This is a genomic window from Citrobacter sp. TBCS-14, assembly GCF_005280805.1.
Lineage (GTDB): Bacteria > Pseudomonadota > Gammaproteobacteria > Enterobacterales > Enterobacteriaceae > Citrobacter > Citrobacter gillenii.
Map to the genome: position 1 here is coordinate 1 of NZ_SZWM01000240.1, position 264 is coordinate 264.

General features: G+C 36.7%; 1 protein-coding gene. It reads left to right on the forward strand.

Going from position 1 to position 264, the window contains the following annotated elements; all coding sequences use genetic code 11:
* Window positions 1–37: 37 nt before the first annotated feature.
* Window positions 38–264 (forward strand): hypothetical protein (locus FDX22_RS12280; protein ID WP_222592523.1); only part of this gene is annotated, 227 nt, incomplete at its 3' end.

Consider the following 264-nt stretch of genomic DNA (forward strand, 5'->3'; position numbering starts at 1 on the left):
CTATTATCAATATCACTTAAATAGTAAAGGGGAATAAATGACAACACTAAGAGAATTGCATAAAAAACTTAAAATTAAACAAACGCTTGACAACTACGTACGCAACACAAATAAAAAATACAAGTATAATCTTTTGCCAGATGAAATTCTTGGCGAGGGAATGGCTAAACTAATCGAGCTTAACACGCAAGGTAAGCTTGGACGACATGCACAACAAATAGCAACGGTCTGGATGGAGGCATTTTGCGAGAGCCATTCTCAGAC